The sequence below is a fragment of the Heyndrickxia sp. FSL K6-6286 genome (genome assembly GCF_038630395.1).
Classification (GTDB): Bacteria; Bacillota; Bacilli; order Bacillales; family Bacillaceae_C; genus Heyndrickxia; species Heyndrickxia oleronia.
Genome location: NZ_CP152029.1, coordinates 1,210,956 through 1,231,584, shown reverse-complemented (window position 1 = coordinate 1,231,584; position 20,629 = coordinate 1,210,956). Strand labels below are relative to the sequence as shown.

General features: G+C 34.3%; 17 protein-coding genes and 2 pseudogenes. 4 read left to right on the top strand and 15 right to left on the bottom strand.

From position 1 onward, the window contains the following. Positions 1-95: 95 nt before the first annotated feature. Positions 96-1,844: a methyl-accepting chemotaxis protein gene (locus MHI39_RS06120; RefSeq protein WP_079991261.1), complete on the bottom strand. Its 1,749-nt coding sequence runs from the start codon at positions 1,842-1,844 to the stop codon at positions 96-98. Continuing rightward, positions 1,841-2,170, bottom strand: a complete 330-nt coding sequence (locus tag MHI39_RS06115) for a hypothetical protein (protein ID WP_342540903.1) — start codon at positions 2,168-2,170, stop codon at positions 1,841-1,843. The genes MHI39_RS06120 and MHI39_RS06115 overlap by 4 nt, the downstream gene beginning before the upstream one ends. A gap of 555 nt (positions 2,171-2,725) precedes the next feature. Here MHI39_RS06115 and MHI39_RS06110 point away from each other — a divergent pair. Then, on the top strand, positions 2,726-2,836 hold the full coding sequence (locus tag MHI39_RS06110) for a YjcZ family sporulation protein (RefSeq protein WP_071976525.1): 111 nt from the start codon (positions 2,726-2,728) through the stop codon (positions 2,834-2,836). Between the two features lie 81 nt (positions 2,837-2,917). On the opposite strand, the gene MHI39_RS06105 is transcribed toward MHI39_RS06110, so the two are convergent. Together MHI39_RS06105 and fdhA are read right to left on the bottom strand one after the other, a co-directional pair. Continuing rightward, entirely contained in the window at positions 2,918-4,585 is a 1,668-nt protein-coding gene (locus MHI39_RS06105) for an ATP-binding protein (protein WP_058002944.1), read from the bottom strand. Between the two features lie 292 nt (positions 4,586-4,877). Further along, entirely contained in the window at positions 4,878-6,092 is a 1,215-nt protein-coding gene (fdhA, locus tag MHI39_RS06100; RefSeq protein ID WP_058002945.1) for a formaldehyde dehydrogenase, glutathione-independent, read from the bottom strand. Positions 6,093-6,339: 247 nt separating this feature from the next. Between fdhA and MHI39_RS06095 the strand changes: the two genes are divergently transcribed. Next, positions 6,340-8,097, top strand: coding sequence for a sigma-54-dependent Fis family transcriptional regulator (locus tag MHI39_RS06095; RefSeq protein WP_058002946.1), 1,758 nt, complete (start codon positions 6,340-6,342; stop codon positions 8,095-8,097). Between the two features lie 220 nt (positions 8,098-8,317). On the opposite strand, the gene MHI39_RS06090 is transcribed toward MHI39_RS06095, so the two are convergent. Beyond that, positions 8,318-8,893 carry a hypothetical protein gene (locus MHI39_RS06090; RefSeq protein ID WP_058002947.1) on the bottom strand — a complete coding sequence of 192 codons (576 nt, stop codon included), beginning with the start codon at positions 8,891-8,893 and terminating at the stop codon, positions 8,318-8,320. A gap of 1,132 nt (positions 8,894-10,025) precedes the next feature. Then, positions 10,026-10,938, bottom strand: a pseudogene (locus MHI39_RS06085) (IS3 family transposase); the annotation flags it as partial. 54 nt (positions 10,939-10,992) lie between these two features. Between MHI39_RS06085 and MHI39_RS06080 the strand changes: the two are divergent. After that, the gene (locus tag MHI39_RS06080) at positions 10,993-11,547 is read left to right on the top strand and encodes a helix-turn-helix domain-containing protein (protein WP_259549305.1); all 555 of its coding nucleotides are present in this window, start codon (positions 10,993-10,995) and stop codon (positions 11,545-11,547) included. Positions 11,548-11,848: 301 nt separating this feature from the next. Beyond that, positions 11,849-12,175 carry a DDE-type integrase/transposase/recombinase gene (locus MHI39_RS06075; RefSeq protein WP_259549304.1) on the top strand — a complete coding sequence of 109 codons (327 nt, stop codon included), beginning with the start codon at positions 11,849-11,851 and terminating at the stop codon, positions 12,173-12,175. 230 nt (positions 12,176-12,405) lie between these two features. Here MHI39_RS06075 and MHI39_RS06070 read toward each other — a convergent pair. The 9 genes and pseudogenes from MHI39_RS06070 to neuC form a co-directional block, all read right to left on the bottom strand. After that, a pseudogene (locus tag MHI39_RS06070) lies at positions 12,406-12,568 on the bottom strand (helix-turn-helix domain-containing protein); the annotation flags it as partial. A 300-nt stretch (positions 12,569-12,868) separates the two neighbouring features. Next, a complete protein-coding gene (locus tag MHI39_RS06065) occupies positions 12,869-13,216 on the bottom strand; it encodes a flagellar protein FliT (protein WP_259549303.1) in 348 nt (115 codons plus the stop codon). Continuing rightward, positions 13,216-13,620, bottom strand: a complete 405-nt coding sequence (fliS, locus tag MHI39_RS06060; RefSeq protein WP_342540902.1) for a flagellar export chaperone FliS — start codon at positions 13,618-13,620, stop codon at positions 13,216-13,218. Before fliS ends, MHI39_RS06065 begins: the two co-directional genes overlap by 1 nt. A 19-nt stretch (positions 13,621-13,639) precedes the next feature. After that, positions 13,640-15,742: a flagellar filament capping protein FliD gene (gene fliD / locus MHI39_RS06055; protein WP_259549302.1), complete on the bottom strand. Its 2,103-nt coding sequence runs from the start codon at positions 15,740-15,742 to the stop codon at positions 13,640-13,642. Positions 15,743-16,028: 286 nt separating this feature from the next. Continuing rightward, complete coding sequence (locus tag MHI39_RS06050; protein WP_259549301.1) at positions 16,029-16,724, bottom strand: acylneuraminate cytidylyltransferase family protein; 696 nt, start codon at positions 16,722-16,724, stop codon at positions 16,029-16,031. Next, the gene (locus MHI39_RS06045; RefSeq protein ID WP_342540901.1) at positions 16,724-17,770 is read right to left on the bottom strand and encodes a nucleotidyltransferase family protein; all 1,047 of its coding nucleotides are present in this window, start codon (positions 17,768-17,770) and stop codon (positions 16,724-16,726) included. Before MHI39_RS06045 ends, MHI39_RS06050 begins: the two co-directional genes overlap by 1 nt. A gap of 5 nt (positions 17,771-17,775) precedes the next feature. Further along, the gene (locus tag MHI39_RS06040; protein ID WP_259549300.1) at positions 17,776-18,402 is read right to left on the bottom strand and encodes an acetyltransferase; all 627 of its coding nucleotides are present in this window, start codon (positions 18,400-18,402) and stop codon (positions 17,776-17,778) included. Then, the gene (gene neuB / locus MHI39_RS06035; protein ID WP_342540900.1) at positions 18,399-19,472 is read right to left on the bottom strand and encodes an N-acetylneuraminate synthase; all 1,074 of its coding nucleotides are present in this window, start codon (positions 19,470-19,472) and stop codon (positions 18,399-18,401) included. The genes MHI39_RS06040 and neuB overlap by 4 nt, the downstream gene beginning before the upstream one ends. Before the next feature lies 1 nt (position 19,473). Further along, positions 19,474-20,628, bottom strand: a complete 1,155-nt coding sequence (gene neuC / locus MHI39_RS06030) for a UDP-N-acetylglucosamine 2-epimerase (protein WP_342540899.1) — start codon at positions 20,626-20,628, stop codon at positions 19,474-19,476. Position 20,629: the final 1 nt, after the last annotated feature.

Below are 20,629 nucleotides of genomic sequence, written 5' to 3'. Positions count from 1 at the left end.
TTAATATCGGCAGAGAATTGGAAAAGTTTAGCGAAAGGGACAGAGGGTCGGTTCTCTTGTCCCATCGGGACGTCGGAACCGACCCCCTGTCCCTTTTATAGTTGATATTTTTGAATGGTGCGGTTTAATTCTTCACTTAATTTACTTAGATTTTCTGCAAGTGTTGCACTGTTTTCCATTGCGTTCATTTGTTCGTCGACGGATGCCGTGATTTCCTCTGCAGAAGCTGCCGATTGTTGTGAAACGGCTGCTATGTTTTGGATGGCTCCAGTGATTTGTTCACTTTTAGCTGTTATGGTTTCAACTTCTTTACTTAAATATTTAATAGCTTTCACCGTTCTAGAAACAGTTGAATGGATATGCTCGAATTCATTTTCTGTTTTCTCTACTACTTCATTCATTTGTTGTGAATGTTGAATTGTGTTTGACATGGCCATGACGGTTGATTCGGTTTCCTTTTCAATTTCGGCAATCATTTGTTGAATTTCCATCGTTGCTTGGTTAGATCCTTCCGCAAGCTTCCTTACCTCTTGAGCAACAACAGCAAAGCCTTTTCCATGTTCTCCAGCCCTTGCTGCTTCAATACTTGCATTTAAAGCTAATAAATTCGTTTGTTCAGATATGCCATTGATGGTCTTCGTAATACTAGAAATGTTTTGAATTTTATTATATAGATTCGTAATTCCAACACTAATTTCATCTGATGCCTTAACGGATTCATCATTTGATTTTCTTAATAACTCAACCATCTTCATGCCATTAGATGCTGCTTCTTCAGAAATATCGGTCGTACTCTTCATCAGATGATGATGTTCATTCATTTTCTCAATGGATTCTGTCAGTAATTCTATGTTTTTACTTGTGTCTTCAGTATCAGCAGCCTGAGCAACCATTCCATTCGTAATTTCTCCAAGTGCATGTCCAACTTCCTCACCACTTGCTGATGTTTCTTCAGATATGGCTGATAAATTTGTTGCAGAATCTACTAAATTCGTACTTAATCCTTGTAATTGTCTTACCATTGCTTTTAATTCCATGACCATTTTATTAAATGAAGAACTTAGATGTCCTAGTTCATCAGAGGATTCAGGGAGTTTTTCTATGTTTAAATTTCCGTTAGCAATTTTCAAAGAAGCATCAGAGATTTTTTCAAGCAATCTAAATTTCTTCCTTGCTACAGTGTAGAAAATAGCTAAGCAGATTACTGAAATACCTACGCAAAGGATGATGGTTAACCATTTCATTATATGTAAAGAATCATAGAATTCATCCGTATATGCCCCAATCCCAATATTCCAATCCCAAGGTTCGAAATAAGTCATATACGAGATTTTTTCACGAGCTGTATCTTCACCTGGATTTTTCCAATCATATACATAAAAATGATCCTTAGCTTTTTCAGCTTGTGCAGCCTTAATTAAATGATCGCGAGTTTCAACTGACGTTTTTGATGTATCATTCGTACCAATTGGTGTTAGTGGATTTAAAATAACCTCACGATTTGATTTTAGTGCAAAAATATATCCATTCTTTTTATAAACAAATGGAGATTGTGAAAAATTATAGATTAATTTGCCATCTTCTACCTTTGGTCCGTTTAAAATTTCCCTTGCTTTTTCCTGTGCCTCTTCCAAAGTGAGAGACCCCTCTTTAACTGCATTGTTTAAAGCCTCTAATGTAGCCATTGATGTATTAACTAAATGTTGTAAATCTAATTTCCCACTTTCAATAAGTTCCTTTTTAGCAAAAGTATAATTCACCACGCCAATGGTCGTACTAATAATGACCGTCATAACTAAAATGGCAAATAATAATTTCACCGAAATTTTATTTAGTGCTTTCACTTGAATCCCTTCTTTTCTTTATAAGCTAAAATACCTGATAGTATATATATCAGATATGAACTTACATCTGACTGTCTTTCATTAATCAATGTAAGCATATGAATTAACTCGACAATTTCCTTTCGTTTTAAATTTTCTAGTAGGACATCTACTACTTGACCTTTTGTCAATTTGATTAAAGTTTCTTCATTTAATTGTATCGTCATATTTCTAATAGAGTTTAGATAGTGATTTAACATTTGTTTCACTTGATTATGACTGAGACAAATTTCCGAATAAAGACTTTCAAAACTTTCATTTGGTACTAGACCATATTCTATGGCCATGATCATCAGTTCCTTTCAATTTGATTAAAGTTTCTTCATTTAATTGTATCGTCATATTTCTAATAGAGTTTAGATAGTGATTTAACATTTGTTTCACTTGATTATGACTGAGACAAATTTCCGAATAAAGACTTTCACAACTTTCATTTGGTACTAGACCATATTCTATGGCCATGATCATCAGTTCCTTTCAATTCTCTATCTCTATAATTTTTTGCATAAAAAAAGACCATCCATATGATGAATAAGTCGTTCCCTAAAGACCTTTCTCCTACTGCATACGTTAAACATTATTAAATCCTTAACTTACTAAAATAATAATCTTCCAATTTCACATTATACCCCCTCTAATGAATAAAATTGTTAATGTCTGAAAAATGAATTTCGTGAATCCGTTTACAACTTTCGACTTTTTTCGCTAAAAACCGACTTTCTTGTATCTCCTAATTAGCATCCTTTAACACTTTACCGTATTGGGGGTCAGACCCCCCTATATAATTTCTTTTAACCAAATTGGGTCATATACATAAAATAATCCGAATGGGAGGTGTTTTTATGAGTGAAGTTGTAGCTGGTGGTGGACTTGGTGCCGGATTTGCTTTAATTGTTGTGTTGTTTATTTTACTTATCATTATTGGGGCTTCTTTTGTTGGAGGCATTTATTAATTATAGGAAAAAAGATGAAGGCCGCAACAAAGGCGGCCTTTTATTATGTTTTATCATCCTTTTACAACCCGTTATCCCTAATTATAAAGGAAGGGTTAGTTCAATCTTTGTCCCTTTATTTTCTTCACTTTCAATCGTAACGGTTCCTTTATGATTTTCAATAATTTTTTTACTTACCATAAATCCTAGTCCCGTACCTTTTTCCTTCGTAGTATAGAAGGGCTGTCCTAATTTTTCTAGTACATTACTTGGGATGCCGCAGCCATCATCGATAAAGCTAATCAGAACCTTTTCATTCCCTTTCTTTTCTAACCGGATAACAAGCTTCCCTCCATTAGCCATTGCCTCAATCGCATTTTTTATAAAATTAATACAGACCTGTTTAATTTGATTTTCTTCACATTTGATATATATTTCTTCCGTTTCAAATTCAGTTATCATGAGAACACTATTCATATTTGCTTGAGCATCCATTAGAACGATGACATCATTTAGCAACATACATAGATTAATCGAAACAAGATTCATCTCTTGTGGTTTTGCTAGTAATAATAATTCACTAAGTATCGTTTCGATCCTTTCTATTTCTGATAGAATAATGTCATAATAAGTATTATTCTTTATTGTATCGGATTGAAGAAGTTGAAAAAAACCTTTTATTGAGGTAATAGGATTGCGGATTTCATGAGCAATCCCTGCTGCAAGTTCACCAGCGATTGAAAGTTGTTCACTTCTTATTAATAGCTCCTGTGCCTGTTTCTTCTCACTGATATCCTTTATGATGACTGCCCAACCATCATTATAATTTTCTGCATTCAATAAAGGAAAACATGATACCAACACATGAATCAAATGACCATCCTTCGTATTTCTTACTGTTTCATACTCAACAATCTTTTCTCCACGTAATGTAAAGCTCCTATTTCTATAAAATTCGAACTTTCGGTCTTCTGGAAGAATAGGTAACTCTGTTGCATTTAATCCTAATATGCTCTCTCGAGACCACCCAAAGGTTTTTTCAAACGCTAGATTCACTGAGATGACTCGATCAGAATGATCATAGATAATGACAGGATCTAAATTATTGGTAATAAAGGATTGTAATTGATGCTTCGTTGCCTTTAATTTATTTGCTGTTTTATTATCTATTTCTTGAACCGATAAGGACGGATAAACCATCCCATCCATTTTATATAATGTTGATTTAACCAATTCAGTATCTGTCATGAGATACTCATGACTTCTTTGTAATTTATTTTGAAGCGATGCTGTAACATACTGACCGTCGTAGGCACAAACAGAGATAATCCCTGATTTCTCTATATTTTGATCCGAAACATATTCATAGTGTTCAAGTTCTAAATGATCAACGTCTTTTTCCCGCCATTCAACATGTGCCCATGTGCGAATAGGAATTCCTTCTTCGAAAAAAGGGGCCAATAGGCGATTAAAATGACGAATAATACTATCACAATGAAAATCTCCGTGTAATCGATAAAACTCAGCATTATTCACATAATGTAAAAATGACATATCGTCCGATTGAAGTATTTCTTTTAAACGATGTACAATAAGATTATAGCGTTCATCATTATCAATTAATAATAGTTGATTCCCTTGTTTATACCCCGTTAAAATATATGAAATTGCATTTTTCAAATAGCCATCCAATGAATCATACATATATAAAATATGCCCATGGTTCGAAATTTCTGCCAGTTGTGTTAATTGCAAAATTCTCTCTTTCATTGCACACCCCTCAAACCGTTGAAAAATTATCATTCTAGTACTTAAGCAATAAAAGATTAACCAGTCATAACGATACCATTATTATACAATAAACCTCTACGCTGTCGTGTATTATCATTCGCTTTTCTAAATAATTTAATATAATTGGGACAATGGACCGGATCTTATGTCCCAATTTTCCCACAAAAAATAAGCCTCCAAAAATAATCGGAGGCTTATTTTAATGAGGTTTTTCTACACTTTTTGTTCTCATAGTAGAATTCTTTAATGACTTGTCGGACGCTTCACCAACTTATTTCACAAGCCCATGTGGATCGATTACATATTTTCTAGATGCACCTTGATCAAATTCCTGATAGCCCCTAGGAGCATCGTCTAAGGAAATCACTGTTGCATTCACAGCCTTTGCAATTTGGGCTCTACCACTAAGAATCGCGGACATTAAATCACGATGATATCTCATGACTGGGGTTTGCCCTGTTACAAATGTATGTGCTTTTGCCCAGCCTAATCCAAGACGGACTTTTAACGTTCCAATTTTGGCATCCTCATCAATACCACCAGGATCACCGGTTACATAAAGACCTGGAATTCCAAGCCTTCCCCCTGCACGTGTCACTTGCATAATCGAATTAAGTACGGTTGCAGGGGCTTCCCCAGCATTGGCACCATGTCCAGATGCTTCAAACCCTACACAGTCAACAGCACAATCCACTTCTGGAATTCCAAGTATCTGCTCAATTTGTTCTCCAAGATCAGTATGTTCACGCAGGTTAACCGTTTCACATCCAAAGCTTTTCGCCTGTGCTAAACGTTCTGCATTTAAATCACCAACTATGACAACAGCTGCTCCTAATAATTGCGCTGAATGAGCAGCAGCCAAACCAACTGGTCCCGCTCCAGCAATATATACGGTTGAACCTGGTTTCACTCCAGCACTTACTGCACCATGATAGCCTGTTGGGAATATATCGGAAAGCATCGTTAAATCTCTAATTTTCTCCATTGCTTGGTCCTTATCAGGGAACTTTAATAATTGGAAGTCAGCATAAGGCACCATTACATATTCGGATTGCCCTCCTACCCAACCGCCCATATCTACATAACCATAAGCAGAGCCCGGACGATCTGGATTTACATTTTCACAAATATGGGTTGATCCCTCTTTACAGCTACGACACCGTCCACAAGCAATATTAAATGGCACCGATACAAGATCACCCTTTTTAATAAATTCCACATCACTACCTACCTCAATGACTTCTCCTGTAATTTCATGTCCAAGCACTAAGCCAGTAGGGGCTGTTGTTCTCCCGCGGACCATATGCTGATCACTACCACAAATATTTGTCGTTACAACCTTTAAAATCACTCCATGATTACATTTACGTCCCACATTTAACGGATTCACCCCAGGTCCATCCCTTAACACTAGATCAGGAAAACCAATATCCTGTACCTCAACTTTCCCAGGTCCCATGTATGCCACTGCTCTGTTTCCAACCATTTAGCTTTCTCCCCTTTTTTATAAAAAATGTATTGCTCGTTCTATTAATATGCAATTTCCATGCCAACTTATAAAAGCAGGAATTTTCTTCAAACTTAATTGCTCAACCAAATGAGATGTCCTAAACATCAACAAATATTGTCCTAAATTAGTACAGGATGAAAGACATGCGCAATTTTTAGTGCATCTTAAACGATGAAAGCTAATATATTTCAGTAAAAGCTATTTGATAAAGGAGGAAAAAATAATGTCACCTCTACGTATGATGGATCCCAAAGAGTTAATCAACCAGTCCTGGAGACGCTGTCAAGAATATGGGCTCGACCCTTATGGACCTATGAATAATCAGCTTTTAACCGGGAAGGACTTGGAAAAAGCTCTCGCAAAAAATCAATTCCTACTTGACCAGACCACACCTATATTGGAAAAGCTGTACAAAACCCTTTCGTACAAGGGATTAGTGACTGTCATCGTAGATCGGAATGGAATCATTATTCAAAAGGCAGGGAAATTAGAATTAGATGTTGCTTTCAACTATATGGAGGTTGGTGCAAACTGGTCGGAAGAAATAAAAGGAACAAATGCTATTGGTCTTGCCCTACATGAAAAAAGATTAGTCACCACCCACGCAGAACATCACTTCTTTGTCAAAAACCATATTCTTACCTGTGCGGCAAGCCCCATTTATTCTCAAAGTGGTGAGTTTATCGGTGCGATTAATATTAGTGCACGCAAGGAGGATTTTCACCCATCGATGATTGCATTAGTTAGTATGATGGCTGAATCAGTGTATAATCGCTTACTTCTTGAGCAGGCAATGCAAGAAAAACTGTTAACTACGAAAGAATTAGAACTAACGACAAATTACTATCCCTTCCCGCTCATCACTCTCGACCACGAACGAAGAATCATACGTGCAAACCATGCAACACATAGGATCCTTGGGAAGGATTGTCTTGGAAAAGAGTTCTACCATAAGGAGGGACAGGCAATCGGGGTGATCTCTGATCAAGCAAATCAATCTCCTCGCTCCATTGTTTCATTTCATACAACTAGAAAAAAGGATTCACAGCTTTATTCAACGGCAGAAATTATCGGCAGTAGTCCGCAAATCACAAAAATAAAAAAAATCATTAACAAAGCAGCCTTTACAGACTATCCAGTCATCATTTACGGCGAAAGTGGGACAGGCAAAGAATTAGTTGCTCAAGCCTTGCACACATCAAGCCCTCGTAAATCGCAGCCATTTATAGCAGTTAATTGTAGTGCTATCCCTGAAAGTTTAATAGAAAGTGAACTCTTTGGGTATGAACGCGGGGCATTTACAGGTGCAAATCGAGAAGGTGGACCAGGGAAGTTCGAAGCAGCCAACGGAGGGACCCTTTTCCTTGATGAAATTGGTGACATGTCCAAAAAAGCACAAGCAGCCTTACTCCGCGTATTACAAGAAAAAAAGGTCACTCGCATTGGTGGAATAAAAGAGAAAACCATTGACACCAGAATCATCGCTGCAACAAATAAAAACTTACGTGAAGAGGTTCAGGAAGGACGATTTAGAGAGGATTTGTATTACCGTTTAAAAGGCATCTTCATCACACTTCCCCCATTAAGGGAAAGATCAGACATCCTCGAACTAACCGATCATTTACTATTACAACTTAATCCCCCTTTTCTTCAACTAACAAATGAAGCAAAAGAAAAGCTCCAATCCTACCATTGGCCGGGAAATATTCGCGAATTACACAGTGTTCTCATGCAAGCCGCTTTTCTTATAGAAGGAAATGAAATCGGTGTAGAGGATTTACAATTTATTAACGAGTATGAACAAAATAGCGAATCAACAAATTCATTTGAGCCGCCCCCTCCTCTGATCAACACTGAAAGGGAGGCCATTAAAACCGCTTTACATGCTACTGAATGGAATATCAGCAAAGCTGCGAGTTTGTTGAAAATAAGTAGGAATACCTTGTATTTAAAAATAAAAAAGTATCAGTTGAAGCCGTGATAACCTAGAGATTGCAGACATATTCTATGCAAAAAATCAAAAACAAATGATCATCGGATCTATTAAAAATTATCGGCTACTGCTTAGAGACGGTTTAACAACTAGAAAAAGAATCCGAGTAGCCGCTTTCTTTGATTATCTAAAAGCGTGTGATACCATAGACCTTTTGATAAGCTATATTCGATAATTTATTGGAGTACGTTTTTTAGAGAGTCCTATTTTATCGTTCATCTATTTTCTCCAGCAATAAATTTAGCTCAGCTTCTAATGATGTTCCATTGTTCTTTTTGGTAATCCCGAAGGTTTTTTTATATAGACAAGCATATTTCAAAGCTAGAAATCCATCGATAGGAAATGTATAACCTTGCCATTCTTGTCGATATCCCAAAATCCCCCGTTGTTTAATCACCCGATCCAACTCTTTGACCACACATAAAACAAATTCATCAAAATTACATTTTGCTTCTAATACTTTTCTAATTAATTTAGAATCTCCTTTTCTATCAATCATCGGGTTTTGCCATTCTGTAATCTTTATTTCCAAGTCTTCAAAATCACGCTTGAATTCCCAACGCAATAAATATGGGCCTGTCTCCCACGTAATCCCTCCATTTATTTTGTGAAACGCGCCTTCTTTCCAGCTTAATTTACATAAAGGATGGACAGATGCCAAATAAGAAACAAAATCACCAAGCGCATCTGAATGAAAGGTCGGATAAAATTCAAACCTATCCTTCCCCATCTCTAATACACAAGTTGCATTCCCACTTTTTATATAGTCATATGAAAACTTCAAAATGATCACCTCTATTATTTTGACAGCATACTTACTATCTATTTCTTTCGATCATCATTAAATCCTTCTTGTATTACCTAAATATTTTAGACTAAAGGGATTTTTATGTAAGGAAAATAGGCAAATTTCATCGTAAACATGAAAGTCAAAAAAATAGGCATCCGTCACCTTTGTTCTTCCATAATCGAAAGCTGGGACATGAAACCTGACCCTAGTGTCCAAGCTTTAGCTTCTTCTCTAATTTAGTAATAAATTTATAAAAACCAATCAAAAGCAATAACAAGATAGGATCCATAAAGCAGGAATACCAGAACTTCACCACCCATAATGAAAAAATCCCCATGGTGGCGGTAGATTGACCAACATTTCATATAGTAATAAAAGTATGGTCAATGCTTATATATAGTGCCTTTCCTTTCATTGATCTACTAAAAGGAAAATACTCTAAAAACAGAACATTGATTGGGGGGATTAAACGGGTATAAGCGGGAGCGCCAAATAATCAATCCCCTGTGTCAAATACCAATAACCATGATATTTTAAATCGATAAATGTATCGAAGAGTAATTGTAAAGAGATTGTGAACAGCCAGATATGGACAATTTTATTTGCTGACATCTCTTTGACGAATTTATATGCGATAACATTGAAGACGATAGTAGAAGTGTATAGTAAGAGCATTTTTTGCCTCGGAGTGGTTTTAGGTTAGTTATTTGTAGATTTTTGGGGGATTATTCTAATATTTATGAAAAACAAAATAAACTTTTAGAATTGAGGGCACCTCTTCCCTGAATAGACAAAATAATTTAAATGTTCTTGTTGGTTGGTACTATAATAATAAAAGGCTTTATTCAATTGTTTTATTTCATTAATGCTTTACTGACCCTTGTTATCTTCCCTTTGCATCAACGGTTAAAAGAAATTGGCATAACTAAGTTAAGAACAAAAATAGTGATTCAGCTACCATCAGAATGTCAAAGTATCATTAAATACAAGATAATGGAGTGAAATAAGTAAAAATAAATTTGAGAGGTATGAGCAAATTAAACAACTATACCAAACTAAATTAATTGCAACTTGATATAAAAAACTGTATCTAGATCAATATCTTGGACACCAATTTGTTAGGTTTTTAAGCTACTTTTCGAGCAGCTGCTTCCATATCTTGAGGTATTTTTGTATCCAATGATACTATTAATTCGTTTTCTGTTGTACCACCCTTCGATTGATTAGAAGATTGCTAGTTTTGCTTCGCTAAATGTCACATATCTTTTTTGATAAACTTCTACCTCCTTATAAGAGGTGTGAAATGATTCCATACAAACATTGTCGTATGGACAACCTTTGCGAATAAAAGAGGCTCTGATTTTACGTTCTGCAAATAAACTTTGAAAGTTCCTGACTTGTATATCGCGATCTTAAATCTGTATGCAAGATGAGTTTATCGGATGTTTTTTAGTATAGTTGGTGTATTCTAATACATCTACTACAATATCTGTCGTCATCTTTTAAGTAAAAGAATTGCCAATCACGCTTTGAATGTAAATCCAAAACGGAATCAAAATAACATCATCCCTAACGCAAAACGTGAAAATTAACCTTGTTCCAATAGATTATCTCTTTCTTCAATCTTTTTTTTGTATGTAAGGGAGGTATTTCTTTTGAATAGTAGTGGAAACTCCTGCACAACGCATCAATCGCTAACCTCGTTTTTGACTCGCTTTAAATCCTTGAGCTAGTAATATTTGGTGTATTTTATGTGCCCCATATCGTCCTTTGCTTTCTGTATGAATTTGTTCGATTTGATGGAGCAATTCTTTATTTTCCTGCGACCGATTAGATTCCACCTTGTGATGGGATTGATAAAAAGAACTTCTGGCAACCCCAGAACGCCACAAAGTGTTTTGACAGGATGGGTTTCTTTTTGAACATCAATGAACTCGATTAATTCTGTATCGCTTATTTTCTCGGAAATATGCCATAGCCTTTTTTAAGTTTTCATTCTCCTCTTTTAAAAGAAGCATTTCTTTTTGCATTTGCTTCAAATGTACTGCACCCCAAAAGTTAGAATAAAAATCTAACCTTTGGGGTGTTTATTTATGGCTAAATATAGTGGGAAATTTAAATTGATGGTAGTTAAAGAATATCAAGAAGGAAAACTTGGATATAAGCTCTTAGCTCGTAAATATGGGGTGAAGTCACATAAGTTTGTTTTAACCTGGATGAAAAACTACGAAAAGTTCGGTGCTAAAGGATTAATGAGGGAGAAAAATAACAAATCATATTCTGTTCAATTTAAGCTGGATGTATTAAGATTTATGAAGAGAACAGGATCTTCAGTAATAGATACAGCTCTTCAATTTGACTTAACTAATCCTTCGATGATAACGAAATGGAAAAAAGATTTTATTGAAGGTGGTGCTGAAGCGCTTGGTAAACCGAAAGGACGACCATCTATGTCTGATAAAGCTAAAAACAAACAAGTAGAAGAAAAAGAAATGACGAACGAACAAAAATTAGAACGTGAAAACGAGCTTCTTCGTTTGGAGGTAGAATACCTAAAAAAGTTGCGAGCTTTTCAGATGGATCCGAAGGGTTATCTCGAAAGGCAAAAGCAGCGTTATCATTCGAACTCAAAGAAAAATTCAAATTAAAAGATGTTTTACATATAGTCGGGATCCCTGAATCCTCCTATCATTATCATATAAAAATGATGAAGAAAGAGAATCCAAATCAAGTTCTAGAAGAGCTTATCCAATCTATTTTCGATGTTCATAACGAAAACTATGGATATCGTCGAATTCATTTAGAATTGAAAAACCGGGGATACAAAGTAAACCATAAGAAGGTTCAACGTATCATGAAAAATTAGGCTTAAAGGAAGTAAGTTCTGGAGAAAAACACGCAAGTATAGTTCCTACAAAGGTACTGTTGGAAAAGTTGCAAAAAAACCTTATGAATCGTCGATTTTATACAAATGTACCCCATCAAAAATTAACAACAGATATCACAGAATTCAAATGTTCCGATGGAGGGAAATTATATTTAAATCCAATTATGGATTTGTTTAATAGTGAAATTCTTACGTATGAAATAGCTAAGAAACCAAATTTAGAACTTGTGATGAAACCCTTAGAAGAAGCTTTAGAAATCGTAAAAGATTCAAAGTACAGAACAACGATTCATTCTGATCAAGGATGGCATTACCAACATCGAAAATGGGTAAAAACACTTAAGAAAATAAGGTGTTTCAAAGTATGTCTAGAAAAGGAAACAGTTTAGATAATTCACCAATGGAGAACTTTTTTGGTTTACTAAAAACAAGAGATGTATCATGGCGAGGCATTATGCTCGTTTGAAGAATTAAAGAGTAAGATTGAAAGATATATAGATTATTATAATAAAAAACGTATCAAGCAAAAATTGGCTGGTATGAGTCCGGTTCAATACCGCATCCACACCAACCAATTAGCTGCTTAATATAAACTCTAACTTTTAGGGGTCACATCAAAATCAATCGGGGTTACTTTCTTTTCATTTACGTTCGCAATAGGAGAGTATGTCTTGGTCAATTATAAATAGTTACGTCTGAAACGCCATATTCGCTACTTAATTCTTTTACTGGTCGTCCAGAACGATAAAACTCGACCATCGTTTTTTGAATTCTTCCTTAAATTCTGTTTCATCACGGACACTCCTTTTTTTAGCACAATTTACTGACTTAACTTAGTTGTGTCCCTGAAATTATACTAGCATCATTAATTCAGTTTAGTTTTTTTGAAAATAGACTTATAAAAACAATATGTTTAAACTGAGCCTTCATCAGTTTTTTTGTATATATAATAAAAACTGATGAAGGACCACTATACTTGAAGTAACAAACAACTAATTTCTATAATTAGTGGTAATTTGAAAAACTAAGCTCTGAAAAAATAAAAGTAGGAATAATTAACAGCCTTAAAAAATAGAGATTGATTATTTCTTTTTATCATAAAAAAATCCTTCGTCCTGCCTCATTTCGTATGGATTAATATATCTATTAATAGAAACCTTCTTTCTACTTAATCCATTTATACTTTTTTGAATTTCCTTTTTTATTTGTTCCAATAATATGTTTAACTCCTTATTTATTTGAACCAATTCTCTTACTAACAATTCATCCTCTATGGAATAAGGTGGAGAAACTATCGAAATAGCTTTTTCACGCCTATCTAAATATTCTGCCACCTTTTCTATTATACTGTCTCGATTTCCATCGGAATTGTTTTCTAGATATGAAATCAACTCTTTTGTTAGTTTATAACTAATTTGTAATCCGTTCATTACACTTTTCCACCATTTGTACCATACTCTTTTTGTCTGTTTAAATGAATGACTTGTTTCCAAGTATCACGAAATTCTGTGACTAATCCCTCAACCTCGTTTAGTACACTAATATCGTTATTAATATTAGCTTCGATTAATCTTCTATTCATATAATCATATAAGTCCATTAAATTCTTCGAAATTGCAATTTCGGTATTTAGAGTAACCATTAATTCTTTAATGATCGCTTGTGCTTTTTGAATATTAGAATTTCTTTTTTCTATACTTCCCTTTCCAATAGCATCTTTTGCTTGTTTAATTGCTTTAAGACATCCATTGTAAAGCATTAAAGTTAATTCACCTGGTGATGCTGTTGTAATTGAATTATTTTTATAGGTTTGATAAGGATTACTGATTGACATAACGGTCCTTTCCTCCTACTTATTGTCCTCCACCAAACTGCTGTAATAAATAGGTCATTTGTGAATTTGATTTCTGTATTGCCTTTTCCATTGCTGTAAATTGTCGATAATATCTATCTTCTATTTGTGTTAGGCGAGACTGAAAGGAAGTGATCTGCTTACCGATACGATCTAAATCCTTCCCAATTGTGAATTGTTGGTTCGTAGAATAAGACTTTCCAGCTCGTGCATTTAATTTATCGATTGTTGTTGTTACATTATCATATAATCTATTAATAATCCCTTTTGATGAATCTGTTGAACCAGTTGAAGTAAAAAGCTTCTCTACGGATCCTGGATCATCCTCGATAGCCTTTCTTAAGGCTGCTTCATTTATTTCTAACTTTCCACCTTCATAATAATTTGAAGTTGTCTTTATACCAATCTTTGCCAATTGATTATAAGCTTCAGATACGGAAGAATTTTCTACAGGTTGATAGAACAGTGTTCTCATTTGTGAAAGAGCACTTGATAGAATATTGTCCCCTTTAAGCAACCCACTCTTCGCCTTTTCCTCCCACTGTTCCTGCTGTTTATCAGAAAGTTGTTCACGTTCATCGTCTGTTAAAGGTTTATAATCTCGGAAACGTTCCTCATTCAATGTATTATTCACTGTATCAATTAATGTATTATACTGATCAATAAATGCTTTTATATTATCGAAAATCTTATCATTATCATTATTAATTGAAACTGTTACAGGATCTTTGAATGTTTGCTTAAGTGTATAAGTTATACCATTGGATTCAAATGTATTAGAATTCCTTTCCGTTTGCAATCCATTTATATCGAAGATAGCATTCTCTCCACCAGTTTCACTTACCCCAGCAAATTGTAGAACATTATCAATAAAACTCCCGCTTGTATTAATTTCATAATCATTAATGCCATAACTAGGATCCTTAATTAGCTCACCATTAGCATCTAATGTATTTGCAGATTTTCCATTAAAATTGCCTTTTTCATTTCGGGTTAAAGTCAAACGATCTGAAAATGAATCATAGAACATTGTCACTCCCACACTGGAACTATTCACTTTATTCATAACTGCATTTAATGAGTCCGAGCCTTGAACAAAGAAATTTTGACTTATAGGGCCCTTTGAAGTAAATGTTTGAATATTGAACGTAGTATAATTCTCTTTATACTTCACCTCTATATCAGTATCCCCCTTAATAAAATTGGGATCCGAAAATGAAATTTTCCCTGTCTCTAAATCGATCGTTCCGATTGTCCCAGCAGAACCGGTTAGTTCGTATGTTTTTCCTGTGGTATTAGTGCCTAATGTATAGGAGTCACTGCCAATTTTGATGGAATCAACAGATGCAATATTTTTCTTACTTAATTGCCATCCCTTAGCATCTTTTTTCAAAGTGGTTTTTTCAGTTTTTGAATCTGCTATATAATCAACTTGAATTGAAGCCCCTGATTTAATCTTTGTATCTGATGAATGGAATGTAAGCTTCCCCGTTGAATCTACTGAAACTTCATTTACATTTTGAGGTGTTCCCGAGACTACTTTATAGGACGTACCATTTACTTTAATATTAATAGTAGAAGGATCAGTGTCCATTGAAGTTGCCCCATTCAATGGAATACTAATATTAGAGGGGTTTTGAATTGTAATCCTCGCTGATTCAACAGAACCTTCTTTCCAACTAGAACTATCCCAATTTGAAAAAAGATTTTGCTGATCGTACATACTCTTATTAATATCAATTTTGCTAGAGGATGAACCAGCAATGGTACCTGCATTTACTTTGCTAGCGGCAGTTGCTAATTGCCTAACATTGGAAATCGTATTTGATGCCATTGATGCTGCACTTGAAGCGGTAGCACTTAATAAATCATTATTTGTTGATACTGCATTTCTTACACGATATTGTGAGGATAATTTCATGTTGGTTAAAGATTTACGAAAATCCAAAAATAATGTATTTATTGCACGATATCCATCACGTTTCCATTCCAAAATTTGTTTTTGCTGTTTCATTTTGTTTAAAGGCAAACTTTCAGCCTTCATTAAATCTTTTACAATGGAATCAATATCCATTCCACTCGCTAAACCAGAAATTCTAACCAATAGTATCCACTCCTTCTTTTGGATCAAAACTTAAAAATATGTATTTTTATTAATTAACACATTAATAATAATTGTGTATAAGTTTCATACTTTGTTGTCTATACATTTATATTTGTCCACTATTTATATCGGCTTCTTTTTTTTTCTTTTAATAGTAAATTCGTTAATCCTATTTAATAAAACTTTTCCACTTTTATTAAGTTATAAAAAAGACCCCAAAAGTTGGATTTGATAGGTCTAACTTTTGGGGTACATATCATTTCTGAGGGCCCTTTCATCAATTTTACTATTCATTTTGTAATCGTGTTAAAAGTAAGTCACATAATAAAAAGTCCATTTCCGTATCTATATCGATAGACCTTTCGTATGGCATAATATATGCTAATGTTTCATCAGTTATTAAACTTTTCGTTTTCATTAAATAATCACTATCCGAGACATAAATGGCCCCATTTAAAGAAAATACTTTCGGAGCTGCCTGTCTTCTCATAGGAATATCCCCATCAGTAATAATAGATTTCATATTATGTTCTTGATCAATATAATACATCCAATAAGGACTGTTATCCGTTTCCGTCACAGATACACAAGAGACTCCATTTTTTTTATAAAGCAATTCAATTGCGTAATCAATATCAATTGTTTTTCTTAATGGAGATGTCGGCTGCAACAGGACAATATAGTCGTATTTTTTTAATTTCTTTATTGCATGTAATACTGGCAAAACACCCGGGGTATCATCTTGTGCTAGTTCAATAGGGCGAGTAAATGGGACTTCGCATCCATATGATTTGGCAACATTTATAATTTCCATATCCTCAGAAGATAGAATTATACGGTCAATATATTGGGATTTTTGTGCTTCTTTAATTGTCCAAGCAATCAGCGGTTTTCCTGCAATAGCTTTAATATTTTTGCGTTTAATCCCTTTTGACCCTCCTCTCGCAGGTATAATAGCCAAGACTGACTTGTCTCCGATCATTAAAACACCCCACTAAATTCTTTATTCGCCTTTTCATAATCATCAAGTCTACCAATATCCATCCAATATTCCCTTAATGGAAAAGCTGTTGCCAATTTTTCTTCATTAATTATTTTGTTGAAAAGATCAGGCATATCAAAAAAGGTATTTTTCGGAATATACTGTATAGCTTTTGGATCCAATAAATATATTCCAGCACTAACAAAGTTTTTTTTGATTGGTTTTTCCTCTATTCCTAGTAGCTTATGATTTTCCGTTTTAATTACCCCATAAGGAATTTGATATTCATATTCTCTTACACACATTGTTGCCATTGAATTTGTTTCATTATGAAAGAATAGCATTTGTTCGTAATTCATTTTAGTCAATAAATCCGCATTCATTACAAAAAACGGCAAAGTGGGTATATGTTTCATTAATGATAATGCCCCTGCTGTCCCTAGCCTCTTGTCCTCATCAATATAAGAAATATTTACACCAAAATAACTTCCATCTTTAAAATATTCTTTTATGATTTCTTTTTTATAATTCACTGTAATAATGAAATTGCTGAAACCATAGCTTTTAAAGCTTTCAATAATCGTTTCCAATATAGGTTTATCTCCGATATTTAACATAGGTTTCGGCATATCATTAGTTAATGGTCGAAGTCTTGTTCCTAAACCCCCGGCCATTAGCACAACCAAATTCTCTTTAGACGCTACTTCATTAATCTCACCAGAAAATAGAATGTAACAGACACGTTTCTCATTATCAACGATTGGTAATTGATTAAGATGGCTTTGCTTTAGCATATCCTTATAGTGAGATGGAAGTTCATCTTTATATGCATATATAGGATATGGATTCATTACTTCATGAATAGGACTCTCTAAAGATAGGCCTTTTAAAATTCCTCTACGTATATCCCCGTCTGTTACAGTCCCTAATAAATGATTTTCATTATCTACTACCACTGCAAATTGCAACGTTGTTTTATCAATAATTTCCATCGTCCTAATAATCGTTGTTTTCGGTGGAATGCATATTTTTCTCCACTTTTCCATTAACCTCACACTTCCTTAGCAGGTGCTCCAAATGCTTTTTTATTACTTCCAATATTGTGGATAACTAGTGACCCCGCACCAATTAATACATGACTTCCTATTTTGATATTTTGTATAATAGTAGTTCCCGTTCCAATATGGGAACAATCTCCGATTGACACCATACCTGAAAATGTGCAACCTGGAGCTATGTGACAATGCTTTCCAATGTGACAGTCATGATCGATACTAACAGAAGTATTTACAATAGTATTATCGGCTATTTTTGCAAATGGTTGAATAACAGAACCTGCCATTATTTGCACCCCTTCTCCCAGTTCAACTGAATTTGCAATGAGTGCCGAGGGATGCACCACCGATGAAAAAATATAATTACAAGACTTAAAGTACAAATAAATATTTTTTCTATTTTCGGTATCTTTTACTGAACCTATTCCGTTAATCAATTCAATCTCATCAGGTTTAAATTGAAGTATTGCCTCATCTTTTCCTAGGTATGCTATTTGATAAGCATTGGATTCTTTTTGGGGAGCAGTAAAACCAATAATATCCCTATTTTGAAATAATAGAATATCGGTTATTACCTTTGCATGTCCTCCATTACCGATGATAATAACTGGTTTATCCATCATTTAGTAAGAACCTCATCTTCCGTATAATCCTCCTTAGCAATTCGCCCCAAATAATCCCAATAATAGTAAGGTGAAATTCCTGTTCCCGGACGCTTTACAGTAAGGTTTTCAATTGAAAACTGCTCTCCTTTTTTTATAGCTACATTCGCAACTAAACTCTTTCTTACTACTTCTTTATTTTTTAGTTCTATTTTTGTCGGAACTTTTTCTTTTTGTCCTAAGGCATTTTCAATTAAACGAATGGAATAAACCATTTCCCTTAACTCAGACGGTTCCAATGAAGCTTTATGGTCTGGTCCAGGTAAAGTTTTATTGAGAGTAAAATGTTTTTCAATAGTTACCGATTCTTTTGCCGCGGCAGCAATAGGAACTAAAATGCCTTCTGAATGATCGGATAAGCCAACTTCAAGCTGAAAAACCTCTCTCATTTGATCCATTGCATTTAAATTTATATCCTCAAAAGGAGTTGGGTATTCAGTAGTACAATGAAGTAATTGAACATTTTTCTGTAGAAGTAATTTCGCCTCCGCAGTTTGATAAAACCCTTTTACCTTTTCAAATGTTACATTTGCTATATTTGCATAGCCATAGGCCAAAAATGCTAGAGCATGATGAATCTCATTTATTGTAGCCATTCCAGTTGAAACCATGACTTTTACACCTTGCTTAGCAATTTTGTATAAATAAGGAGCATTGGTAATTTCACCAGATGGGATCTTTATTAGCTTTAATCCCAAATCCTGAATTAAAAAATCTACACTTTCTGAATCGAATGGTGTAGAGAGGAACATAATATTTGTCTTTTCACAATATCTTTTAAGTTGGACGAAGTTATCATAAGACAATTCTAGCTTTTTTAACATTGTATATTGTGAAGAAGATCCACCAAGGTTCCTCTTTTGATATTCAGCCTGCTTAACTGTTTTAGTTACTAATTTTTCTGTTTTAAAGGTTTGAAATTTTATTGCATCCGCACCAGCTTTTACCGCTTCATCTATCAGTTCAAATGCGCATTCCAATGAACCATTATGATTAACACCTGCTTCCGCAATAATAAATGTTTTATTCATTTTATCTATCTCCATCATAAAATTCCTTCATAGTAGATTGAATATTTATCTGCTTTAAAATGTTAGTTATCTTCTCAGAAGTATTTCCATCTCCAAATATTCTGATTGAATTTTCATTGTTAACTTGATAATTCAAAGCTTTCTTAATTGCACTTCGGATTTGATTCATGTTAGGTAAACAATCTATGACTGATAGAGGTCTTTCGCGTCCTTTTTGCCGATCCCCTATATTAACTGTCGGGGTATTCAAATATGGTGCTTCCAAAAGTCCACTCGATGAATTTCCGATTACTATATCCGCATATTTAAGAAGGCTTAAATATCGAAGCTGCCCTAAAGAATCAAATATTTTTCTTTTCCGAGGATTTTCAGTTACAAAATGACTAATTAATTCGTTGATTTTTCTTCCATCATTATCTGCATTTGCTTTTGTAAATATCATTGTTGCACACTCAAATTCGTTTAAAACAGTCAGAAGTTCATTAATACCTTCTAAAGGATCAGTGCTTAAAGTCGTTGGATGATAAGTAATAAGAAAAACTGGTTTATTAAGGTGCATATTTAATGATTCCTCTAACTCTGCTTTACTTAAAAGCTTTAATTTCATGATATTTTCGATACCAGGAGCTCCTACATTAAACACTCTATTAGGTTGTTCACCAAGCCGTATTACCCTATTTCTATGCCCCTCAGTCGATACAAAGTGAATATAACTCATTTTAGTAATAGCATGTCTAATTGAATCATCATATGCACCATAAGTTTTTTCACCACCATGTAAATGAGCAATTGGTATTTTTAAAATTAGTGCAGTTTGAGCAGCTGCTAATGCTTCAAAGCGATCCCCCAAAATGATTAATATATCCGGTTTTAAGGATGAAATTGCGTCGGATAAACCGATTATTCCTAAACCCATGGATTTTACAATAGAAACCGATGTATCTGACGATAGCAACATTTCAACTTTTTTATTTATGATAAAACCATCACTTTCAATCTGCCTATAAGTTAAACCAAACTCTGGAGATAAATGCATTCCAGTTACAATAATTTGTAGTTCTAACTCGGGATCTTTTTGTATTTCTTTCATTAACCAATATAACAACCCATATTCAGCTCTTGTTCCTGTTACAACACAAATTTTCCTTTTCTTCACT